Annotated in this window: 29 protein-coding genes; all 29 read left to right on the top strand. The window is 62.6% G+C overall.

Translation table 11 applies throughout. The annotated features are described in order from the left end of the window. A partial coding sequence (gene rpsJ, locus I6U14_RS13210) for a 30S ribosomal protein S10 (protein ID WP_296899990.1) occupies positions 1-219 on the top strand: 219 nt, incomplete at its 5' end. 64 nt (positions 220-283) lie between these two features. Continuing rightward, positions 284-934 carry a 50S ribosomal protein L3 gene (gene rplC, locus I6U14_RS13205; RefSeq protein WP_296899989.1) on the top strand — a complete coding sequence of 217 codons (651 nt, stop codon included), beginning with the start codon at positions 284-286 and terminating at the stop codon, positions 932-934. Positions 935-941: 7 nt separating this feature from the next. Further along, positions 942-1,544 carry a 50S ribosomal protein L4 gene (gene rplD / locus I6U14_RS13200; protein WP_296899988.1) on the top strand — a complete coding sequence of 201 codons (603 nt, stop codon included), beginning with the start codon at positions 942-944 and terminating at the stop codon, positions 1,542-1,544. Beyond that, on the top strand, positions 1,541-1,837 hold the full coding sequence (gene rplW, locus I6U14_RS13195; RefSeq protein WP_296899987.1) for a 50S ribosomal protein L23: 297 nt from the start codon (positions 1,541-1,543) through the stop codon (positions 1,835-1,837). The genes rplD and rplW overlap by 4 nt, the downstream gene beginning before the upstream one ends. 26 nt (positions 1,838-1,863) lie before the next feature. Beyond that, a complete protein-coding gene (rplB, locus tag I6U14_RS13190; RefSeq protein WP_296899986.1) occupies positions 1,864-2,691 on the top strand; it encodes a 50S ribosomal protein L2 in 828 nt (275 codons plus the stop codon). A gap of 23 nt (positions 2,692-2,714) precedes the next feature. Further along, on the top strand, positions 2,715-2,993 hold the full coding sequence (gene rpsS, locus I6U14_RS13185; protein WP_295885695.1) for a 30S ribosomal protein S19: 279 nt from the start codon (positions 2,715-2,717) through the stop codon (positions 2,991-2,993). A gap of 24 nt (positions 2,994-3,017) precedes the next feature. Next, positions 3,018-3,350 carry a 50S ribosomal protein L22 gene (gene rplV, locus I6U14_RS13180; protein ID WP_296899985.1) on the top strand — a complete coding sequence of 111 codons (333 nt, stop codon included), beginning with the start codon at positions 3,018-3,020 and terminating at the stop codon, positions 3,348-3,350. Positions 3,351-3,364: 14 nt separating this feature from the next. Beyond that, positions 3,365-4,045 (top strand): 30S ribosomal protein S3, encoded by a 681-nt coding sequence (gene rpsC, locus I6U14_RS13175; protein ID WP_296899984.1) that lies wholly within the window; start codon positions 3,365-3,367, stop codon positions 4,043-4,045. Between the two features lie 3 nt (positions 4,046-4,048). Beyond that, on the top strand, positions 4,049-4,462 hold the full coding sequence (rplP, locus tag I6U14_RS13170) for a 50S ribosomal protein L16 (RefSeq protein ID WP_296899983.1): 414 nt from the start codon (positions 4,049-4,051) through the stop codon (positions 4,460-4,462). Beyond that, positions 4,459-4,668 carry a 50S ribosomal protein L29 gene (gene rpmC / locus I6U14_RS13165; RefSeq protein WP_296899982.1) on the top strand — a complete coding sequence of 70 codons (210 nt, stop codon included), beginning with the start codon at positions 4,459-4,461 and terminating at the stop codon, positions 4,666-4,668. The genes rplP and rpmC overlap by 4 nt, the downstream gene beginning before the upstream one ends. Before the next feature lie 53 nt (positions 4,669-4,721). After that, positions 4,722-4,979 (top strand): 30S ribosomal protein S17, encoded by a 258-nt coding sequence (rpsQ, locus tag I6U14_RS13160; RefSeq protein WP_296899981.1) that lies wholly within the window; start codon positions 4,722-4,724, stop codon positions 4,977-4,979. A gap of 83 nt (positions 4,980-5,062) precedes the next feature. Then, positions 5,063-5,431: a 50S ribosomal protein L14 gene (gene rplN / locus I6U14_RS13155; protein ID WP_296899980.1), complete on the top strand. Its 369-nt coding sequence runs from the start codon at positions 5,063-5,065 to the stop codon at positions 5,429-5,431. Positions 5,432-5,476: 45 nt separating this feature from the next. Further along, positions 5,477-5,794 carry a 50S ribosomal protein L24 gene (rplX, locus tag I6U14_RS13150; RefSeq protein WP_296899979.1) on the top strand — a complete coding sequence of 106 codons (318 nt, stop codon included), beginning with the start codon at positions 5,477-5,479 and terminating at the stop codon, positions 5,792-5,794. Between the two features lie 11 nt (positions 5,795-5,805). After that, positions 5,806-6,345, top strand: coding sequence for a 50S ribosomal protein L5 (rplE, locus tag I6U14_RS13145; RefSeq protein WP_296899978.1), 540 nt, complete (start codon positions 5,806-5,808; stop codon positions 6,343-6,345). A gap of 8 nt (positions 6,346-6,353) precedes the next feature. Continuing rightward, the gene (rpsN, locus tag I6U14_RS13140) at positions 6,354-6,659 is read left to right on the top strand and encodes a 30S ribosomal protein S14 (RefSeq protein ID WP_296899977.1); all 306 of its coding nucleotides are present in this window, start codon (positions 6,354-6,356) and stop codon (positions 6,657-6,659) included. Positions 6,660-6,774: 115 nt separating this feature from the next. Next, positions 6,775-7,170, top strand: a complete 396-nt coding sequence (gene rpsH / locus I6U14_RS13135) for a 30S ribosomal protein S8 (protein ID WP_296899976.1) — start codon at positions 6,775-6,777, stop codon at positions 7,168-7,170. Positions 7,171-7,181: 11 nt separating this feature from the next. Next, entirely contained in the window at positions 7,182-7,715 is a 534-nt protein-coding gene (rplF, locus tag I6U14_RS13130) for a 50S ribosomal protein L6 (protein WP_296899975.1), read from the top strand. A gap of 10 nt (positions 7,716-7,725) precedes the next feature. Continuing rightward, positions 7,726-8,082, top strand: a complete 357-nt coding sequence (gene rplR / locus I6U14_RS13125) for a 50S ribosomal protein L18 (protein ID WP_296899974.1) — start codon at positions 7,726-7,728, stop codon at positions 8,080-8,082. 10 nt (positions 8,083-8,092) lie between these two features. Beyond that, the gene (gene rpsE / locus I6U14_RS13120) at positions 8,093-8,599 is read left to right on the top strand and encodes a 30S ribosomal protein S5 (protein WP_296899973.1); all 507 of its coding nucleotides are present in this window, start codon (positions 8,093-8,095) and stop codon (positions 8,597-8,599) included. Beyond that, positions 8,596-8,796 (top strand): 50S ribosomal protein L30, encoded by a 201-nt coding sequence (gene rpmD, locus I6U14_RS13115; RefSeq protein WP_296899972.1) that lies wholly within the window; start codon positions 8,596-8,598, stop codon positions 8,794-8,796. The genes rpsE and rpmD overlap by 4 nt, the downstream gene beginning before the upstream one ends. Before the next feature lies 1 nt (position 8,797). Continuing rightward, positions 8,798-9,235 (top strand): 50S ribosomal protein L15, encoded by a 438-nt coding sequence (gene rplO / locus I6U14_RS13110; protein ID WP_296899971.1) that lies wholly within the window; start codon positions 8,798-8,800, stop codon positions 9,233-9,235. Between the two features lie 99 nt (positions 9,236-9,334). Continuing rightward, entirely contained in the window at positions 9,335-10,687 is a 1,353-nt protein-coding gene (secY, locus tag I6U14_RS13105) for a preprotein translocase subunit SecY (RefSeq protein WP_296899970.1), read from the top strand. Between the two features lie 289 nt (positions 10,688-10,976). Continuing rightward, a complete protein-coding gene (gene rpmJ / locus I6U14_RS13100) occupies positions 10,977-11,090 on the top strand; it encodes a 50S ribosomal protein L36 (protein ID WP_296899969.1) in 114 nt (37 codons plus the stop codon). A gap of 87 nt (positions 11,091-11,177) precedes the next feature. Then, positions 11,178-11,534, top strand: coding sequence for a 30S ribosomal protein S13 (gene rpsM, locus I6U14_RS13095; RefSeq protein WP_296899968.1), 357 nt, complete (start codon positions 11,178-11,180; stop codon positions 11,532-11,534). Positions 11,535-11,574: 40 nt separating this feature from the next. Next, positions 11,575-12,003, top strand: a complete 429-nt coding sequence (gene rpsK / locus I6U14_RS13090; protein ID WP_296899967.1) for a 30S ribosomal protein S11 — start codon at positions 11,575-11,577, stop codon at positions 12,001-12,003. Between the two features lie 18 nt (positions 12,004-12,021). Then, a complete protein-coding gene (gene rpsD / locus I6U14_RS13085; protein WP_296899965.1) occupies positions 12,022-12,642 on the top strand; it encodes a 30S ribosomal protein S4 in 621 nt (206 codons plus the stop codon). 36 nt (positions 12,643-12,678) lie between these two features. Then, on the top strand, positions 12,679-13,692 hold the full coding sequence (rpoA, locus tag I6U14_RS13080; protein ID WP_296899963.1) for a DNA-directed RNA polymerase subunit alpha: 1,014 nt from the start codon (positions 12,679-12,681) through the stop codon (positions 13,690-13,692). 36 nt (positions 13,693-13,728) lie between these two features. After that, positions 13,729-14,127, top strand: a complete 399-nt coding sequence (gene rplQ / locus I6U14_RS13075; protein ID WP_296899961.1) for a 50S ribosomal protein L17 — start codon at positions 13,729-13,731, stop codon at positions 14,125-14,127. Between the two features lie 101 nt (positions 14,128-14,228). Then, positions 14,229-15,008, top strand: coding sequence for an SAM-dependent chlorinase/fluorinase (locus I6U14_RS13070; protein WP_296899959.1), 780 nt, complete (start codon positions 14,229-14,231; stop codon positions 15,006-15,008). The last annotated feature ends 170 nt before the right edge of the window (positions 15,009-15,178 follow it).

The following is a 15,178-nucleotide window of genomic DNA, read 5'->3' as shown; positions in this document are numbered from 1 at the left end:
ACCGGTGCCCAGGTGCGCGGCCCTGTGCCGCTGCCCTCCAAGCACGAGCGCTACACGGTGCTGATCTCCCCGCACGTCAACAAGGATGCGCGTGATCAGTACGAGCTGCGCACGCACAAGCGGCTGATGGACATCGTCGACCCCACGGACAAAACCGTGGACGCGCTGATGAAGCTAGATCTGGCCGCCGGCGTCGACGTCTCGATCCGGTTGAGCTGACAGAGCACAGACCGCCGTGGTGCCCAATGCGTAACGGGGCACCGGGCTGAACGGGAAGGCAGATATGAGCATAGGGGTAATCGGACGCAAGGCCGGTATGACACGCATCTTCGCCGATGACGGCGCGAGCGTGCCGGTCACCGTGATCGAGGTGGCGCCGAACCGCGTCAGTCAGGTGCGCAGCGAGGACGTCGATGGCTATCGCGCGGTACAGCTGACCGCAGGACAGCGGCGAGCCTCCCGAGTCACCAAGCCCATGGCCGGCCACTTCGCAAAAGCCGGTGTAGAGGCAGGCAATGACCTGCGCGAATTCCGCCTCGACGCAGACGAAGGCAAGGAGCTTCAGCCCGGTAGCGAGGTCGGTGTGAGCCTGTTCCAGGTGGGCCAAAAGGTCGATGTCCGTGGTGTCACCAAGGGCCGTGGCTTCTCCGGCGGTATCCGTCGGCACCATTTCCGGGGACAGGACAACAGCCATGGCAATTCGCTTTCGCATCGCGCGCCAGGCTCCATCGGGCAGTGTCAAACGCCCGGTCGCGTGTTCAAGGGCAAGCGGATGGCGGGCCAGCACGGCAACGTGAACCGCTGCCAGCAGAACCTCGAAGTCGTCCGTGTGGACGCAGAGCGCAATCTGCTGTTGGTAAAGGGCGGTGTGCCGGGCCCCGCCGGCGGGCAGCTGATCGTGCTGCCGTCGGTTAAGCAAAAGAACAAGGGTTGAGGCAGTCATGCAGCTCAATGCAGCCAATGGCGCGACGGTTGAGGTTTCTGACGCCGTCTTCGGTGCCGATTACAACGAGCCGCTGGTGCATCAGGTGGTTACCGCCTACTTGGCGGGCGCCCGCGCCGGCACTAAGGCCCAGAAGAACCGCGCCGCGGTGAGCGGCGGTGGCTCCAAGCCGTATCGGCAGAAGGGAACCGGCCGTGCCCGCGCAGGCACCACCCGCAGTCCCCTGTGGCGCTCGGGCGGCAAGGTGTTCGCCGCGGAGCCTCGCAGCTACGCGCAGAAGGTCAACCGCAAGATGTACCGGGGGGCGGTGCGCGCCATCCTCTCGGAGCTGGCGCGTGCCGGCCGACTCGCGGTGTTGCCACAATGGCAGCTCGCGGCGCCAAAGACCAAGGAGGTTGCGGCCAAGCTGCGCGAGCTGTCGGTGGCGTCGGCCCTGATCGTTGTCGAAAGCCGCGATGATCCGCTGTTTCTCGGGGCACGAAACATGCCACATGTGGACGTCGCCACCGCCGCGAGCGTCGACCCAGTGAGCCTCGTGGGCTTCGAGCACGTGGTCTGCACCGAGGCGGCCCTGCGTCGCCTGGAGGAGCGCTTCGCATGAATCAAGAACGCTTGATGAAGGTTCTGATGGGCCCGGTGGTCTCAGAGAAGTCCACACTCGCTGCAGACAACGGCGGCCAGTTCGTATTCCGGGTGAGTACCGATGCTACCAAGCGCGAGATTGGGCGCGCCGTAGAGCTGATGTTTGACGTGCAGGTGGACAACGTTCAGGTGCTCAACGTCAAGGGCAAGCGCAAGCGCTTCGGCGCCCGCGTCGGCCGCCGTCCAGATTGGCGCAAGGCTTATGTGCGCCTGAAGCCCGGGCAGGATATCGATTTCGGCGGCGGCGCGTGAGCGACGCCGCGCAGGAGTAGACCGACATGGCAATCGCAAAGATGAGACCTTCGTCGCCGGGACGGCGGTTTATGGTCAAGGTGACCACCCCGGACTTGCACCGGGGGCCGCCCATGAGCCAACTGGTAGCGAAGAAGAGTCGCAGCGGCGGACGCAATAACGCCGGTCGAATTAGCGTTCGGCACCGCGGTGGCGGGCACAAACAACGTTACCGGCTGGTCGACTTCAAGCGACGTAAGCAGGATGTTCCGGCGTCGGTGGTGCGCTTCGAGTATGACCCGAACCGCTCAGCGAACCTGGCGCTGCTTAAGTACGCCGATGGCGACTGGGCCTACGTGCTCGCGCCGAAGGGCCTCAAGGTTGGCGACACCGTGGTCTCCTCGGAAACCGCGCCGATTGCAGTCGGCAACTGTCTGCCGTTGCGCAACATTCCGGTTGGTACCGAAGTGCACGGCGTGGAGCTCCGGCCCGGCAAGGGTGCGCAGCTCGCTCGCTCTGCGGGCGCCTCTATCCAGCTGGTCGCACGTGACGGAAACAATGCCACCCTTCGGCTTCGCTCCGGTGAGATGCGCAAGGTTCACGCGGAATGTAGGGCCATCATCGGCGTCGTTGGCAACGGCGAGCACAGCCTGCGGAAGCTCGGCAAAGCTGGGGCAGCCCGCTGGCGTGGCGTTAGGCCAACCGTGCGCGGCGTCGTGATGAACCCGGTAGACCACCCGCATGGTGGTGGTGAGGGCCGCACATCCGGTGGCCGCAACCCGGTGACGCCATGGGGCGTGCCGACCAAGGGCTACAAGACACGCAAGAACAAGCGTACCGACGGCATGATCGTGCGTCGTCGCGGTCGCAAGTAGTAACAGCTTCGAGGTTCGAGTCAGTGCCACGCTCAATCAGAAAAGGCCCGTTCATCGACCACCATCTCGCGAAGAAGGTGTCCGATGCAGTTGCCCAGAACAGTAAGCGCCCGATCAAGACGTGGTCCCGGCGCTCGATGGTCCTGCCGGAGATGGTCGGTTTGACCATCGCTGTCCACAATGGTCGCCAGCATGTGCCGATCTTGATCAATGAGAACATGATCGGCCATAAGCTCGGTGAGTTCGCCCTGACGCGGACCTTTCGCGGTCATGCTGCTGACCGCAAAGCGAAGAAGCGCTGAGCCGGGACGACCAGGAGAAGCATCATGCAAGCGGTGGCAACACTCAAATATGCGCGTATCTCGGCGCAGAAGGCACGTCTAGTCGGCGACCAAATCCGGGGTAGGCAGGTGGAGAGTGCACTCAACGACCTACAGTTCAGCACCAAGAAAGCGGCTGAGATCTTCCGCAAGATCCTCGAGTCGGCGATTGCCAACGCCGAGCACAACGAAGGTGCTGACGTAGATGAGCTGAAGGTCGTTGCGGTTCAGGTGAACGAGGGCCCCACCATGAAGCGCATCCGTGCCCGCGCCAAGGGCAGGGCCACGCGTATCTTCAAACGGACCAGTCACATCAGTGTGACGGTCGCTGAGGGCTGAGGTGGCAAGAGGTCATGGGACAAAAAGTTAATCCGACCGGCATAAGGCTCGGTATCGTCAAGGACTGGACGTCCACCTGGTACGCAGATTCCAAGGATTATGCCGACTTTCTGAACAACGACATTGAGGTGCGGGAGTTCCTGAAGAAGAAGCTTGCTGCCGCCTCCGTGAGTCGCATTCAAATCAATCGCCCAGCCAAAAATGCGCACATCACCATCCATACGGCCCGGCCAGGTGTGGTGATCGGCAAGAAGGGTGAGGAGATTGACAAGCTGCGTGCTGAGGTTTCTCGGCGCATGGGCATTCCGGTGCACATCAGCATCGAGGAAATCCGAAAGCCGGAGCTTGACGCCCAGTTGGTTGCCGAGGGCATTGCCCAACAGCTTGAGCGTCGCATCATGTTTCGTCGCGCCATGAAGCGCGCTGTGCAATCCACCATGCGCGCAGGTGCTGGGGGCGTCCGTGTCAATATCGCCGGCAGGCTGAATGGCGCGGAGATCGCGCGCTCCGAGTGGTATCGCGAGGGCCGCGTGCCGTTGCATACACTCCGCGCCGATATCGACTACGGCTTTGCCGAGGCGCGCACGACCTACGGCATCCTTGGCGTCAAGGTGTGGATTTTCCGAGGTGAGGTTTTCGAGGGCATGCCTGAAGAGCCGCAGGCCCCGGAGAAGCGCAGCGCACGCAGGGGATAAAAGATGCTGCAACCGAAAAGAACCAAGTTCCGCAAACAGCAAAAGGGCCGCAATCGCGGCCTCGCTCAGAGCGGAAATCAGGTCTCCTTCGGCGAGTATGGGCTGAAAGCCACCGGTCGCGGCCGGATCACTGCGCGCCAAATCGAGGCCGCTCGCCGTGCCATCACGCGTAAAGTGCGTCGCGGGGGCAAACTGTGGATCCGGCTCTTCCCCGATAAGCCCATCTCCAAGAAGCCTTTGGAGGTACGTATGGGCAAGGGTAAGGGCAACGTCGAGTACTGGGTTGCGCTGGTCCAGCCTGGTCGGATGCTCTACGAAATCGAGGGTGTTTCCGAAGACCTCGCCCGCGAGGCCTTCCGGCTGGCAGCTGCGAAGCTGCCGGTACAGACCAAATTCGAGAAGAGGACCATGCTGTGAGCAAGGCCGGCGAGCTGCGCGGGCAGACGCGCGATGACTTGGAAAAGCAGCTGCTGGAGTTGCTCAAGGAGCAGTTCAATCTGCGGATGCAAAAGGGTAGCGGTCAGCTGAACCGACCGTCCCAGTTCAAGACCGTGCGCCGCGAGATCGCGCGCATCAAGACGGTTTTGGCGGAGCAGGCTGCGGCTGGTAAACCCGACGCCTGACACTGACAGAAGCTGCTCCCGTGAGCGGAACGGCGGTGACGGAACAAAGCGAAATGTCCGAAGACAAGAGCAATCGAATTTTGAGCGGCCGCGTCGTCAGCAATGCGATGGACCAAACCATTACCGTGCTGGTCGAGCGGCGCGTGAAGCATCCGCTGTACGGCAAGTTTCTGCGCCGCTCCATGAAGCTGCATGCCCACGACGCAGAGAACGCCTGCAATAACGGCGACCTGGTGCGGGTGGAACAGTGCCGCCCGCTGTCCAAGACCAAGTGCTGGCGGCTGGTGGATATCGTCGAAAAGGCGCGCTAAGAATTGGGGCGTAAGGGTCGCGGCACGGACAGCGCCCGCTGCTCCGGCCGCCCAGCAAATTCTTGCAGAGGTAGGTACCGACAATGATTCAAATGCAAACCCGCCTCGCGGTCGCGGACAACAGTGGCGCACGGGCCGTGCAGTGCATCAAGGTGCTGGGTGGCTCCCATCGACGCTACGCAAACATCGGTGACATCGTCAAAGTCACGGTCAAGGATGCCATTCCTCGCGGCAAGGTCAAGAAGGGCGACGTCTTCAACGCCGTGGTCGTTCGTACCCGCAAGGGCGTGCGCCGCTCGGATGGCTCCCTGATTCGCTTCGACGGCAACGCGGCGGTGCTACTAAACAATCAGCTACAGCCCATCGGCACTCGCATTTTCGGTCCGGTCACACGCGAGCTGCGCGGCGAGCGGTTCATGAAGATCATCTCGCTTGCGCCTGAGGTGTTGTAAGCAGGGGCGTGGCAGGCGGCAGCGAACGCGGACAGGGGTATAGCTATGCGCAAAATCAAGGTGGGTGATGACGTCATGGTCATCGCCGGTAAGGACAAGGGCAAACGAGGCACAGTGCTGCGTGTCATCGACGCCGAACGGGTGGTTGTTGAGAACGTGAACGTTGCGAAGAAGCACCAGAAGCCCAACCCGAACCGAGGCATCTCGGGTGGCCTTATGGATAAGGAGATGCCGCTGCACGTGTCCAATGTTGGGATATTTAACCCGACCAAGGGCGCGGCTGACCGGGTCGGTTTCAAGGTGCTCGGAGACGGCCGCAAGGTGCGGGTGTTCAAATCCGACGGCGAAGTCGTCGACGTTTGAGTTGAGCAGATATGTCCAGACTGGCAACACAATATCGGGAGCAGATCGTCGACCAGCTGCAACAGCGCTTTGGCTACGAAAGCGTCATGCAGGTGCCGCGGTTGGTGAAGGTCACACTCAACATGGGGGTCGGTGAAGCAATCAACGACAAGAAGATCATGGAGAACGCGGTCGCCGACCTGACCCGTATCTCCGGGCAGAAGCCCATCGTCACCAAAGCGCGTAAGTCGGTTGCCGGGTTTAAGATCCGCGAGGGTTGGCCCATCGGCTGCAAGGTGACCCTTCGTCGCGAACGGATGTACGAGTTCCTGGATCGGTTGATCAACGTCGCCATCCCGCGTATCCGTGACTTCCGCGGACTCAGTCCGAAGGCGTTTGATGGCCGTGGCAACTACTCCATGGGCGTTCGCGAGCAGATCATCTTCCCGGAGATCGATTACGACAAAATCGACGCCATCCGCGGCCTCGACGTCACTATCACGACGACGGCTGGGACCGATGAAGAGGGCCGAGCACTGTTGGACGCATTCAATTTTCCGTTCCGGACATAGGCCGATTCATGGCAAAGAAGAGCATGATTGCCCGCGAGATTAAGCGGGCCCAGACTGCAGCGCGTTATGCTGCGAAGCGCGAGCGTCTTAAGGCGATCATCAATGACCGCAGCGCAGAGCCAGACGCCGTTGATGCGGCCGTGGTCGCGCTGCAGAAGCTGCCCCGGGATGCGAGTCCGGCGCGCAAGCAGCGTCGCTGCCGTGTCAGTGGCCGGCCGCACGCGGTGTACCGCAAATTCGGGCTATGCCGGAATAAGCTGCGGGAGGCAGTGATGCGCGGCGACGTGCCGGGTGTCGTCAAGGCGAGCTGGTAGCAACAACGCGCGCAAAGCGGAGCAACAGTGCTGCGACGGTTTGGTCCCGTCGCGGTTGTCGTACGTAGCGGGTATCGCGCCGAGGCCGGCGGTCTGACCCCTTGGGAGAAGCACAATGAGTATGTCGGATCCGATTGCGGACATGCTGACGCATATTCGCAATGGCCAGGCACGTGGCAAGATCACCATCCGCATGCCTTCCTCGAAACAGAAGAAAGCCATTGCGGCCTTGCTCAAGGACGAAGGATACATCCACGATTACGCAATCCAGGATGTAGAAGGCAAGGCTGTGCTGGAGCTGCGGCTCAAGTACTTCCGGGGCAAGCCGGTCATCGAGGAGCTGAAGCGCATCTCGCGGCCGGGACTTCGCATCTATCGTGGCCGCAACGAGCTGCCCCGTGTCTGGGGCGGTCTCGGCATCGCGATAGTCTCCACGTCCAAGGGACTGATGACGGACCGCCAAGCCCGTGAGGCGGGTCACGGTGGCGAAGTCATCGCCTACGTCGCGTAAGGAGGCTCGGCATGTCAAGAATCGCAAAAGCGCCTGTCAAGATTCCCTCGGGGGTCGAGGTGAAGATCTCCGGGCAGGACGTCGCCGTCAAGGGGTCCAAGGGCACTATGAGCTGGACCGTGCATGACAGCGTGACTGTCGCTGTCGAAGATGGCGTCGTCCGCGTGTCGCCCGCTGGCGATCGGCCCGAGCACTGGGCCATGGCGGGTACGACTCGGGCGCTCATCAACAACATGGTCACCGGTGTGAGCACCGGCTTCGAGCGCAAGCTCAATCTTGTGGGAGTCGGCTATCGTGCACAGGCCAAAGGCAAGGTGTTGAACCTCGCGCTCGGTTTTTCGCACCCCATCGATTATCCGGTGCCGGACGGCATCGAGATCGAGACGCCGGCTGCAACCGAGATCGTCGTCAAGGGCGCCGACAAACAGCGCGTCGGTCAGGTGGCCGCCGAGATCCGCGGTTTCCGGCCGCCTGAGCCCTACAAGGGTAAAGGCGTGAGGTACTCCGACGAGTACGTCGTGCGTAAAGAAGCGAAGAAGAAGTAGGGTGTCAGCGATGGACAAGAAACAATCCCGGCTGCGTCGCGCTGCCCGAGCGCGGTCGAAGATCCGCGAGCTTGGTGCCCATCGGCTGTGTGTGCATCGCTCTCCGCGACACATTTACGCCCAAATCATCTCGCCGGACGGTAACCGCGTTGTCGCCAGCGCGTCGACGCTGGACAAGGAGTATCGGCAGAGCGCAGAGGGGCACTCCGGCAACATCAGCGCGGCCGCCGTCGTCGGCAGGATCGTTGCCGAGCGGGCCCGCGCCGCTGGCGTCGAGCAGGTGAGCTTCGATCGCTCGGGCTTTAAATATCACGGTCGCGTCAAGGCGTTGGCGGACGCGGCCCGCGAAAGCGGACTCCAGTTCTGAGGTACCGACGATGGCAGCATTCAACCCCAAGCCGGAAGGCGACGAGCTGCTCGAGAAGCTCATCTCCGTCAACCGGGTGGCAAAGGTGGTCAAGGGCGGCCGGGTGTTCGGCTTCGGTGCACTCACCGTGGTCGGCGATGGCAAGGGCCGCGTTGGTTTCGGTACCGGCAAGGCCCGAGAGGTGCCGGTGGCGATCCAAAAGGCCATGGAATCAGCACGCAAGAACATGGTGGACGTTCGCCTCAGGGGCGCGACACTTCAGTATCCTCTCGTCGGCCGGCACGGTGCCGCGCGGGTGTACATGCAGCCCGCCTCCGAGGGTACCGGCATCATCGCTGGCGGAGCCATGCGGGCGGTCTTCGAAGTGGTCGGCGTTCAGGACGTGCTCGCCAAGTGCATCGGAACCAACAACGCCATGAACGTGGTGCGCGCCACCATCAATGGCCTGACGGAGATGGCTGATGCCGAGCTGGTAGCCGCGAAGCGCGGCAAGACTGTCGAGGAGATTCTGTCATGAGCCCGGCGGGAAATAAGCCGACGATGCACGTCCAGCTCTTTCGCAGCCTGCACGGGCGTCTCAAGAATCACCAAGCCTGCGTGCGTGGGCTGGGGCTCAGGCGTATTCATCAGGTCGTTGAGGTCGAAGACACGCCGGCGACTCGCGGCATGCTCAACAAGGTCAACTACATGGTGCGCGAGGTCAAGGAGAGCTGAGATGCGCTTAAACGATTTGAAGCCGGCTCCGGGCAGTCATCCAGCGCGTAAGCGCGTCGGTCGGGGCATCGGCAGTGGGCTGGGCAAGACGGGTGGGCGTGGCCACAAGGGTCAGAAGTCCCGCTCCGGCGGTTTTCACAAGCTCGGGTTCGAGGGTGGGCAGATGCCGTTGCAGCGCCGCCTTCCCAAGGTGGGCTTTCGCTCGCGGCGGGCGATCGATCGCGACGAGGTGCGGCTCAGCGAGCTCGGCCATGTTTCGGGCGACGAGATTACGGTGGAAACCTTGCGGGCCGCGGGCCTGATCAATGGGGCCGTCAAGCGGGTCAAGATCATCAAGTCGGGTGAGCTGACGCGGGCGGTCACGGTACGGGGTGTCGCTGTGACCAGCGGCGCGAAGGCGGCCATCGAAGCCACCGGCGGCACGGTACTGGACGCCTAAGCACCCGTCATAGGGTGCCGCATATCATTACGGCTTACCGTCACCATCGCGACGCAGCATTGCCGAAGGTGACAGAACTGCGGGTTCGACGAGAGACCTATGGCGAAAAGCGGTGTATCGGCCATGCAGTCCCTCGGGGGCATGGGCAGGCTCACGGAGCTGCGACAGCGCCTGCTGTTTGTGCTCGGTGCACTGCTCGTGTATCGCATCGGCACCTTTATCCCCGTGCCGGGTGTGAACCCGGAGGCGCTGGCCGTCCTGTTCGACCAGAACCAGGGCTCCATTCTGGACATGTTCAACATGTTTTCCGGGGGTGCGCTGGAACGGGCGAGTATTCTGGCCCTCGGCATCATGCCGTACATTTCGGCAAGTATCATCATGCAGCTGATGGCCGCGGTCATCCCGAAGCTCGAGCAGCTCAAGAAGGAAGGCGAAGCGGGTCGCCGAAAGATTACCCAGTACACGCGCTACGGCACGGTGGTGCTGGCGACCTTCCAGGCCATTGGTATCTCCATTGCGCTGCAGGGGCAAACGGCGGGCGGCTCGCCGATCGTCGTAACCCAAGGCTTCGGCTTCGTTTTTACCGCTGCGGTGTCGCTGGTGACGGGTACGATGTTCCTGATGTGGCTCGGCGAGCAGATTACGGAGCGGGGTATTGGCAACGGCATCTCGCTGATCATCTTCGCCGGGATCGTCGCAGGCTTGCCCGCCGCTGTCGGCGGCACCCTCGAGCTCGTGCGAACCGGCGAGATGAATGCCTTGACCGTGCTCGCGCTGTTCGCACTGGCACTGGCCGTGACGGCCTTCGTAGTCTTCGTGGAGCGAGGGCAGCGAAGGATCACTGTCAACTATGCCAGGCGGCAGCAGGGTCGGCGGATGATGGCCGCCCAAAGCACCCATCTTCCCCTCAAGCTGAACATGGCAGGCGTGATCCCGCCGATCTTCGCATCGAGCATCATCCTTTTCCCGGGTACGCTGGGGCAGTGGTTCGGGCAGTCTGAGGATCTGCGCTGGCTCGCGGACATTACGGCCAAACTTTCGCCGGGCGAGCCCATCTACGTGATTTTCTACGCGGCGGCGATCATCTTTTTCTGCTTCTTCTACACGGCGTTGGTCTTCAACTCGAAGGACACAGCAGACAATCTGAAGCGCTCCGGCGCGTTCATCCCGGGTATTCGCCCGGGCGAGCAGACGGCGCGCTACATCGACACGGTCATGACCCGCCTGACAGCCGCCGGGGCGCTGTACATCACCGCCGTCTGCCTGCTTCCGGAGTTCCTGATCGTCGGCTGGAACGTGCCCTTCTACTTCGGTGGTACGTCCCTGCTGATCGTCGTCGTTGTGGTCATGGACTTCATGGCCCAGGTGCAGGCGCATCTGATGTCGCATCAGTACGAAGGTCTTATGAAAAAGGCCAACCTCAAGGCGCCGGGTGCCGGTCTGACGCGCTAACGGCGCAGCAGATTCTCCGCGCCCGGCACAAGCGTCACTGCGCGGAGCCCTGACTGAGTGGCGCGCCAAGGGCGGCGACAAAGTGCAGCGGCTGCCGAGGGGCTTTGAGCTCGGCTGCGGGCCGGTTTCGGGCGAGTCAGCAACCCGGGTGTCGCCGACATTCGGCTTTTTGTTGCGCAACGGGCGGGTCACCCTTGGCTGCGATTGGGCATGAGGTCGCCGGCATCTCAGCCGCCCGCGGGTTCCCAATGCGAGGCGCCAGTGAGGAGCCAAACAGGAGATTGATCAAATGAAAGTACAGGCATCGGTAAAGAAAGTCTGCCGGCACTGCAAGATCATCCGCCGTCATGGCACGGTGCGGGTCATTTGCAAAGACGTTCGGCACAAGCAGCGCCAAGGCTAAAGCGTGCCTTGTTGACGCGTCATTCAGTCATTGGTATCCTGCGCGGTTTACGTCCGCGTCCGTACCGACCAGCGAGGAGTTTTCAGCATGGCCCGCATTGCCGGCGTCAACATACCGGACCGTAAGCACGCGGTGATCGCGCTGACTGCCATCTACGGCATCGGCCGGACCCGTGCGGCGCAGATCTGCGACGCGGCCAATGTGCCGGCCACGTCGCGAATTCAGGATCTGTCCGAGGACGAGGTGGATCGTCTGCGTAACGAGGTGGGCAAGCACACCGTCGAAGGCGATCTGCGGCGCGAGGTGTCCATGAACATCAAGCGTTTGATGGACTTGGGCTGCAACCGCGGTATTCGCCATCGGCGAGGCCTGCCGTTGCGAGGACAGCGCACGCGCACCAACGCGCGGACTCGCAAGGGTCCGCGTCGGCCGATTAAGCGCTGATTACGGCGACTGAGCCGCGGTGCGGGCCGCATGCGTCGGCATGGCCGGCGTAGCGCGCAGCATTATCTACCGGGAGCATCTGGTGGCAAAACAGGTAAAAACGCGTAAGAAGGTCAAGAAGCAGGTGGCCGACGGGATCGCCCACGTGCACGCGTCGTTCAATAACACGATCATCACGATCACAGACCGGCAAGGCAACGCCCTGGCGTGGGCCACCGCCGGCGGCTCCGGGTTCCGCGGCTCACGTAAAAGCACGCCCTTCGCTGCGCAGGTGGCTGCCTCCCGCGCCGGTGCCGCCGCGAAGGAGTTCGGCATCATGAATCTGGACGTCAACGTGAAAGGGCCGGGGCCGGGGCGCGAGTCCGCTGTGCGCGCGCTCAACAATGCCGGTTTCAAGGTAACCAGCATCACCGACGTGACGCCCATCCCCCACAATGGCTGTCGTCCGCCCAAGAAGCGGCGCGTCTGAAGCGGAGAGACATTCGAAATGGCAAGGTATGTCGGACCGACGTGTAAGTTGGCGCGGCGCGAGGGCGTGGACCTGGGCCTCAAGAGCCGCGCGCGCGCGTTGGAATCCAAATGCAACATGGAAAAGACCCCGGGCCAGGCGATGGAACGCCGTCGTCGTCTGTCGGACTATGGCCTGCAGCTGCGTGAAAAGCAGAAGGTTCGCCGGATGTACGGCGTCATGGAGAAGCAGTTCCGTGGCTACTACAAAGAGGCGGCTCGCTTGAAGGGCGCCACCGGCGAGAACCTGCTTCAGCTCCTTGAGCGTCGGCTCGACTCGGTGGCCTACCGCATGGGCTTTGGGTCGACGCGTGCCGAGGCACGACAGCTGATCAATCACAAGGGCGTTCTGGTGAACGGCGAAGTGGTATCCATCCCGTCCTATATGGTCGCCCCGGAGGACGAGATCGAGGTCCGCGAGAAAGCCAAGAAGCAAGTGCGCGTTCAAAACGCGATGGCACTGGCGGAGCAGTACGGCTTCGTAGAGTGGATCGAGGTCGATACCAAGGCAGCGAAGGGCGTCTTCAAGCGCATACCGGACCGGTCCGATCTACCTGCGGACATCAACGAGTCGCTCATCGTCGAGCTGTACTCGAAATAAGACATTCCAGAGGTATCAACCCCAGAGGTTCCTAGTATGGCAGAGGCCGGGAGCGGATTCCTCAAGCCGCGCATCGTCAAAGTAGAGCCCGTTGAAGGCTCCAAGCACCGCGCCCGGGTTTCGCTAGAGCCCCTAGAGCGCGGCTTCGGCCATACGCTTGGCAACGCGCTGCGCCGCATCCTGCTGTCCTCGATGGATGGCTGCGCGGTTACCGAAGTGGAGATTCAGGGGATTCTTCACGAGTACACAACCCTCGAAGGCGTGCAGCAGGATGTCCTCGAGGTGCTGCTAAACCTCAAGGACCTTGCCATTGCGCTGAACGGGCGTGACGAGGCCACCTTCACGCTGAGCAAGGTGGGGCCTGGACCGGTCACCGCCGGAGACATTGCCATCGACCACACCGCTGAAATCGCCAACCCAGATTTGGTCATTGCGAATCTGACGGGCGAGACCGAGCTCAGCATGACGATCACCATTCGGCGCGGCCGCGGCTACGAGCCGGCGACGCAGCGCGATGTGGAAGCGGGTGAGGACCGGCCCATCGGCAAGCTGCCGCTGGACGCATCATTCAGCCCGGTGAGGCGTGTTGCCATCGAGGTCCCTTCGGCGCGCGTCGAGCAGCGTACCGACCTCGATCGGCTCGTGATCGACCTGGAAACCAACGGCACCATCGATCCGCAAGAGGCGATCCAGCGCGCCGCCATGATTCTGCGGGATCAGCTCTCCAGCTTCGTCGACCTGGAGACCTCTGTGGGCGGAGAGGCTCCGACGGAGCACGCGCCGAAGGAGCCGCCGTTCGATCCGATCCTGGTGCGTCCCGTGGACGAGCTGGAGCTGACGGTGCGCTCGGCCAACTGTCTGAAGGCCGAGAACATCTACCTGATTGGCGATCTGATCCAGCGCACCGAGGTGGAGCTGCTGAAAACGCCCAACCTCGGCAAGAAGTCGCTCACCGAGATCAAAGATGTGCTGGCCACGCGTGGGCTGTCGCTCGGCATGCGCCTCGACAATTGGCCGCCCGAGAATATCGACGAGCTGATGGTCAAGTAGACAGCTCGTATACTGGACTGATACGGAAGCAAGATCATGCGCCATCGCAAAGCCGGTAGGCACCTCAACCGCACCAGCGCGCATCGCGACGCGATGTTCCGGAACATGGCCGGGTCGCTGATTCGTCATGAGCTCATCAAAACCACGCTGCCGAAGGCGAAGGAGCTGCGCCGCGTTGCGGAACCGCTGATCACGCTCGGTAAGACAGACTCTGTCCACCATCGGCGGCTCGCCTTTGCGCGGCTGCGCGACAAAGAGGCCGTGGGCAAGCTCTTCACGGAGCTCGGCCCTCGGTATCAGGCGCGTCCGGGCGGCTACCTGCGCATATTGAAGTGCGGGTTCCGCCCGGGCGATGCCGCTCCAATGGCCTTCGTAGAGCTGGTGGATCGGCCTATTGTCGAGGAGGTTGATGAGGACGAAGACGAGGCTGTCTGAGCGGATGCGCTTAAGGGCGCACTGCCGTCGGCAGGCGGGCGATTACGCCGTCCTCAAAGCCGAAAGGGCCGGGCTTGTCCCGGCCTTTTTGTTGTCCGGCCATGTTGCGACACGCTGAGAGCCAGCGTTTCCCCAGTGAACAGCGCCCCCGGCGCCTTGCGCTCTTGACGGATTTCGGCGCCGGACCCTACGTGGGGCAGATGCGGCTGCTGCTCGCTGGCGCACGACCTTCCGTGCAAGTGGTGGATTTGATCTCTGACTTGGTGCCGTTCCGGCCGGATCTCGCCGCCTACCTCCTGCCGGGATTGCTGCGAGGCATGCCCAACCACACCCTCTACCTGTGTGTGGTAGACCCAGGTGTCGGCAGTGACCGGGACGTGCTTGCCGCGCGCGTCGGCAACAACTGGCTGCTGGCGCCGGACAATGGTCTGCTGGTGCCGCTGTTGCGGTCGCGCTCGGAGGCCGTCGAGCTCTGGCGTGTGCGCTGGCGGCCGTCCGACATGTCGGCCAGCTTTCATGGTCGCGACCTGTTCGTCCCCATCGCTCAGCGACTGCTCTCCGGCCGCCTGCCTGCTGCCGAGCCCCTATCCCCAGACCACGCAGTAGGGGCGGATATGCCGGCATCGTGTCAGGCAGTCTGCTATGTCGACCACTTCGGCAACGCGATCACGGGCGTCCCGGCCAGTGTCCTCTCGTCGGCCACCCGGCTGCGCATCAAAGACGTCCGCATCGCTCGCGCTCGGACCTTCTCGGATGTCCCACAGGGCGAGCCCTTCTGGTACAAGAATGCCTTTGGTTTGGTGGAAATCGCCGTGAACCAGGGGCGCGCGGATGCACAGCTCGGCTTGGTGCCGGGCGATCCATTGACGTTCGAGCCGTGATCCCGCTCGGTTAGGGAAGCGCCGATTTATTGGCGCTTCCCGCGCGGGGCAGGACGCCCCGCCATTTTCGGCGACGCAAGTCGCTGAAAATGCAGGAGCCGGGAAACCGCGTTTTCCGGCTCCGTCTGATTTTTGGGCAGGATGCCCAATAAATCAGCATCTCCTTAGGT

Origin of the sequence: Thiohalocapsa sp. (genome assembly GCF_019695415.1) — a bacterium.
Lineage (GTDB): Bacteria > Pseudomonadota > Gammaproteobacteria > Chromatiales > Chromatiaceae > Thiohalocapsa.
This window is presented reverse-complemented; position numbering and strand designations above follow the sequence as displayed.

Coding starts and splice junctions, on each gene's coding strand:
- rplC (WP_296899989.1), top strand. CDS start 284: ATGAGCATAGGGGTAATCGGACGCAAGGCCGGTATGACACGCATCTTC.
- rplD (WP_296899988.1), top strand. CDS start 942: ATGCAGCTCAATGCAGCCAATGGCGCGACGGTTGAGGTTTCTGACGCC.
- rplW (WP_296899987.1), top strand. CDS start 1,541: ATGAATCAAGAACGCTTGATGAAGGTTCTGATGGGCCCGGTGGTCTCA.
- rplB (WP_296899986.1), top strand. CDS start 1,864: ATGGCAATCGCAAAGATGAGACCTTCGTCGCCGGGACGGCGGTTTATG.
- rplV (WP_296899985.1), top strand. CDS start 3,018: ATGCAAGCGGTGGCAACACTCAAATATGCGCGTATCTCGGCGCAGAAG.
- rpsC (WP_296899984.1), top strand. CDS start 3,365: ATGGGACAAAAAGTTAATCCGACCGGCATAAGGCTCGGTATCGTCAAG.
- rplP (WP_296899983.1), top strand. CDS start 4,049: ATGCTGCAACCGAAAAGAACCAAGTTCCGCAAACAGCAAAAGGGCCGC.
- rpsQ (WP_296899981.1), top strand. CDS start 4,722: ATGTCCGAAGACAAGAGCAATCGAATTTTGAGCGGCCGCGTCGTCAGC.
- rplN (WP_296899980.1), top strand. CDS start 5,063: ATGATTCAAATGCAAACCCGCCTCGCGGTCGCGGACAACAGTGGCGCA.
- rplX (WP_296899979.1), top strand. CDS start 5,477: ATGCGCAAAATCAAGGTGGGTGATGACGTCATGGTCATCGCCGGTAAG.
- rplE (WP_296899978.1), top strand. CDS start 5,806: ATGTCCAGACTGGCAACACAATATCGGGAGCAGATCGTCGACCAGCTG.
- rpsN (WP_296899977.1), top strand. CDS start 6,354: ATGGCAAAGAAGAGCATGATTGCCCGCGAGATTAAGCGGGCCCAGACT.
- rpsH (WP_296899976.1), top strand. CDS start 6,775: ATGAGTATGTCGGATCCGATTGCGGACATGCTGACGCATATTCGCAAT.
- rplF (WP_296899975.1), top strand. CDS start 7,182: ATGTCAAGAATCGCAAAAGCGCCTGTCAAGATTCCCTCGGGGGTCGAG.
- rplR (WP_296899974.1), top strand. CDS start 7,726: ATGGACAAGAAACAATCCCGGCTGCGTCGCGCTGCCCGAGCGCGGTCG.
- rpsE (WP_296899973.1), top strand. CDS start 8,093: ATGGCAGCATTCAACCCCAAGCCGGAAGGCGACGAGCTGCTCGAGAAG.
- rpmD (WP_296899972.1), top strand. CDS start 8,596: ATGAGCCCGGCGGGAAATAAGCCGACGATGCACGTCCAGCTCTTTCGC.
- rplO (WP_296899971.1), top strand. CDS start 8,798: ATGCGCTTAAACGATTTGAAGCCGGCTCCGGGCAGTCATCCAGCGCGT.
- secY (WP_296899970.1), top strand. CDS start 9,335: ATGGCGAAAAGCGGTGTATCGGCCATGCAGTCCCTCGGGGGCATGGGC.
- rpmJ (WP_296899969.1), top strand. CDS start 10,977: ATGAAAGTACAGGCATCGGTAAAGAAAGTCTGCCGGCACTGCAAGATC.
- rpsM (WP_296899968.1), top strand. CDS start 11,178: ATGGCCCGCATTGCCGGCGTCAACATACCGGACCGTAAGCACGCGGTG.
- rpsK (WP_296899967.1), top strand. CDS start 11,575: ATGGCCGGCGTAGCGCGCAGCATTATCTACCGGGAGCATCTGGTGGCA.
- rpsD (WP_296899965.1), top strand. CDS start 12,022: ATGGCAAGGTATGTCGGACCGACGTGTAAGTTGGCGCGGCGCGAGGGC.
- rpoA (WP_296899963.1), top strand. CDS start 12,679: ATGGCAGAGGCCGGGAGCGGATTCCTCAAGCCGCGCATCGTCAAAGTA.
- rplQ (WP_296899961.1), top strand. CDS start 13,729: ATGCGCCATCGCAAAGCCGGTAGGCACCTCAACCGCACCAGCGCGCAT.
- I6U14_RS13070 (WP_296899959.1), top strand. CDS start 14,229: ATGTTGCGACACGCTGAGAGCCAGCGTTTCCCCAGTGAACAGCGCCCC.